The organism is Microbacterium sp. Bi128 (assembly GCF_918698205.1).
Map to the genome: position 1 here is coordinate 1 of NZ_CAKKMM010000652.1, position 2764 is coordinate 2764.

At 64.2% G+C, this 2764-nt stretch carries 5 protein-coding genes and 1 pseudogene; 1 reads left to right on the forward strand and 5 read right to left on the reverse strand.

What is annotated here, in order from left to right; genetic code table 11:
- Positions 1-348, forward strand: a 348-nt coding sequence (locus LQV45_RS24335; RefSeq protein ID WP_230009187.1) for a LysE family translocator, incomplete at its 5' end; no start/stop codon positions are given.
- A gap of 190 nt (positions 349-538) precedes the next feature.
- On the opposite strand, the gene LQV45_RS24340 is transcribed toward LQV45_RS24335, so the two are convergent.
- The 5 genes and pseudogenes from LQV45_RS24340 to LQV45_RS24360 all read right to left on the reverse strand — a co-directional run.
- Positions 539-691 carry an LPXTG cell wall anchor domain-containing protein gene (locus LQV45_RS24340; protein ID WP_028276278.1) on the reverse strand — a complete coding sequence of 51 codons (153 nt, stop codon included), beginning with the start codon at positions 689-691 and terminating at the stop codon, positions 539-541.
- Positions 692-731: 40 nt separating this feature from the next.
- Positions 732-1307, reverse strand: a complete 576-nt coding sequence (locus LQV45_RS24345; protein WP_230009188.1) for a cation transporter — start codon at positions 1305-1307, stop codon at positions 732-734.
- A 19-nt stretch (positions 1308-1326) separates the two neighbouring features.
- The gene (locus LQV45_RS24350; protein ID WP_230009189.1) at positions 1327-1791 is read right to left on the reverse strand and encodes a DUF1232 domain-containing protein; all 465 of its coding nucleotides are present in this window, start codon (positions 1789-1791) and stop codon (positions 1327-1329) included.
- A gap of 5 nt (positions 1792-1796) precedes the next feature.
- Positions 1797-2357, reverse strand: a complete 561-nt coding sequence (locus tag LQV45_RS24355) for a Chromate resistance protein ChrB (protein ID WP_308288921.1) — start codon at positions 2355-2357, stop codon at positions 1797-1799.
- Positions 2358-2482: 125 nt separating this feature from the next.
- Positions 2483-2764, reverse strand: a pseudogene (locus LQV45_RS24360) (MFS transporter); the annotation flags it as partial.

Below are 2764 nucleotides of genomic sequence, written 5' to 3' on the forward strand. Positions count from 1 at the left end.
ACTGCATCCCCGGCGGCCGGGCACGCTCCCCGCCGGAGCTACAGCCGAAGGACCGGCTTCGGCGCCGGCGCGTTCTCCACACTGCTCAACCCCAAGGTCGGCCTGTTCTACCTCGCCGTCGTGCCGCAGTTCATTCCACACGGCGGCAACACGCTGGATACAGCCATGGTGCTCGGTGCCATCGAAAGCGCCATTGGATTCCTCTACCTGGCGGCTGTAGCCGTCGCGGCAGCGAAGGCGATGGCCTGGCTGCAGCGCCCCCGGGTGAGCAGTTGGCTCGAACGCGGCAGCAGCGGCATCATCGCCGCGCTCGGCCTGGGTGTACTGGCATCCAGCACCAGCTCGTAGCGGCGCGCCGGACCTCGACGGACAGGTGCAGTTCCCTATCCGGTAGAACGCCAACCCGCTCAAGAGCCGAGCTGGCTATCCGTCTTCCTCCTCTGGACATTCAGTTGGCTCATTGACTCCGTGAATTTCACGAAAACGGCGGCCGGTCCTGAAGAGGACCGACCGCCGCCGAATGAATATCAGGCTTGCATCAGGCCTTGGCCTTGCGCTTCACCCAGCCCCATACAGCCGTAGCCACCAGGAGCACCAAGCCGATGATGGCCAACCAGAGCAGACCCTTCACGGCGAAGCCCAGGATCGAAAGAATAAGCCAAATGATAAGCAGTGTGATTATTAGTCCCATACGGAAAGCCTAAGCCACCCAGGTGGCTGCTTCCGAACGATCAGTGATCGTGGCGGAAGATGGCCACGGCTTCGCGGACCGCGTAGTAGACGATGACCATACCGGCCACGGGGTCGGCCCACCACCAACCGGCAAAGGTGTCCAGCAAGATACCGGCCAGCACGGCGGCCGCCAGAAGACCGTCGATAAACGTCACCTTGCCCTCTGCTATCAGAACGGGATTGCCCAGCGCCATGCCCGTGCGGGCCTTTCCGGCTGAGAGGGCGAACATGACCACTGCCGTGACAGCCGTCCAGATAATTCCGGCGGGGCTCGGCCGTGCGTGGTGCCCGGCCGCCAAGGCAAGTCCGGACTGGATGAGCAGATAGAGGGCCAGGGCAACGAACGCCCCGGCGATCAGCCTCAACGCAAACCGTTGACGCCGTTCCCCGGTCCCGGAGAGTTCCCAGATCACCACGGTGCTGGCACCGATCTCGATCAGGCTGTCCAGGCCGAAGCCGGCCAGCGCCACCGATCCGGCCGTGATGGAAGTGACGGCAAGAACTGCCACTCCGACGACGTTCCAGCCCAACGTGATGCCCTCAAGGATGAACCCGCGACGTCTCAGGCGCGCCATCTCAGGGCGCTTCAAAATTTCAGGCAGCATCTGTGCTCTCTTTCCCGGCGCCCCCGGCGTTTCCGGCGATGGGTGCCGGCAGGCCGGCCAGCCGTTCGATGACGGCAAGCCCGGCCGGGGTGCCCGGCCAATGCCGCCGCAAAGACTCCGGACCCGCGGAGCGGATCACGGAACGAAGAACCAGGGCCATGATGATCACGTCATCGGCATAGCCAATCAGCGGGAGGAAGTCCGGAACAAGATCCAGCGGCAAGAGCAGATATCCCAGCAAAAGCAACAGCTTGATCCGGGCGCCGCGGGATACCGCCGGGTCGGCCGCCAAACGCCTCAGCACGCGCAACACATCCGGCAGCAGCCGCAACGCGTCCCGCATACCCACCGTCTCCGGATGGGACCTCGCATAGACCCACAACCCCAGCAGAAGAACCGCGTAGACGCCAACGAGCCCGGCCAGGATACCCAGCGCCGTCTGCCACCACTGCACGGCCCCTACTCCCCGGCCTCAGGCAGGCCATGGCCTGCCGGGGCATGCAGAGTCGCGTAGACCTTCTCGGCGTACTCGTCGAATACAGCGGAGCACTCGCGCAACCGCTCGTCGGCGGCCTGCGCTTCCGGCAGTTCCAGAACGTCACGGCTTTTCAGATCACGGTACCAGCGCCGCAAGCGGTCCAGGCTCTGCTCTTCCTCTTCCAGCTCCACCAGAGTGAACTTGCCGCTTCGGGTTTCCTTGGCGATCTCGGCCTCGAACGCCCCGCAATCGCCGGAGAATTCCTTCCACTCATCCAACCTGAGCTCCTCGAATGCCGAGCGCAGGCCTTCCACTCCCGCATCGCCGCTGCCCGGCGTGGGCAGGACAAGGACGCTGCCGGTTCCGCGGCCGGCCAGCTCCACGACCCTCGGCACGGCTTCCGAGAAGAACGGCGTGTCCGGAACGGTCCACACCCCTGAGGCCACTGGCGCAGCACCGATCCTCCGGAGCTCCCGCCACACACCGACCCTCGTCCGTGAGGCCTCACCAGTCAACCGGACAACAAGAACCAACCAATCCATGCGCCAATCATATACTGCTACAACAAGGTAAGTAACAGCTGTTACATCACCCACTGCCCTGGACGGCACAGATACCCGAGGGCCTCGGCCGGTACGTTCGGTCGGTCCGATGGAATCCCTTAGCCCTATCGGCCCGGTCTGAAAATACGGTAGCTCCGGGTGCCTTGGGATGGGACTTTCTGCCTGGCCCGAAGTGCAGGCCGCTTAGGCGGGTTCTGGATACCGACGGCGGAAACGATGCCCCCGAGGATGAGCAACACCGCCGTCACGGTCACCACCCGGTGAAATCCGTCGAGATCAAGTTTGCCGCCCATGACGAGGCCCACCAGCGCGATGCCGACCAGACCGGCAACCCTGCTGACGGCGTTATTCACTGCCGAACCGATACCTGCCTGCTGTTCCGACAC

Bases quoted from the DNA above. Each gene is read 5' to 3' on its own strand.
- LQV45_RS24345 (WP_230009188.1), bottom strand. From the start codon at position 1,307: ATGGCGCGCCTGAGACGTCGCGGGTTCATCCTTGAGGGCATCACGTTG.
- LQV45_RS24340 (WP_028276278.1), bottom strand. From the start codon at position 691: ATGGGACTAATAATCACACTGCTTATCATTTGGCTTATTCTTTCGATC.
- LQV45_RS24355 (WP_308288921.1), bottom strand. From the start codon at position 2,357: ATGGATTGGTTGGTTCTTGTTGTCCGGTTGACTGGTGAGGCCTCACGG.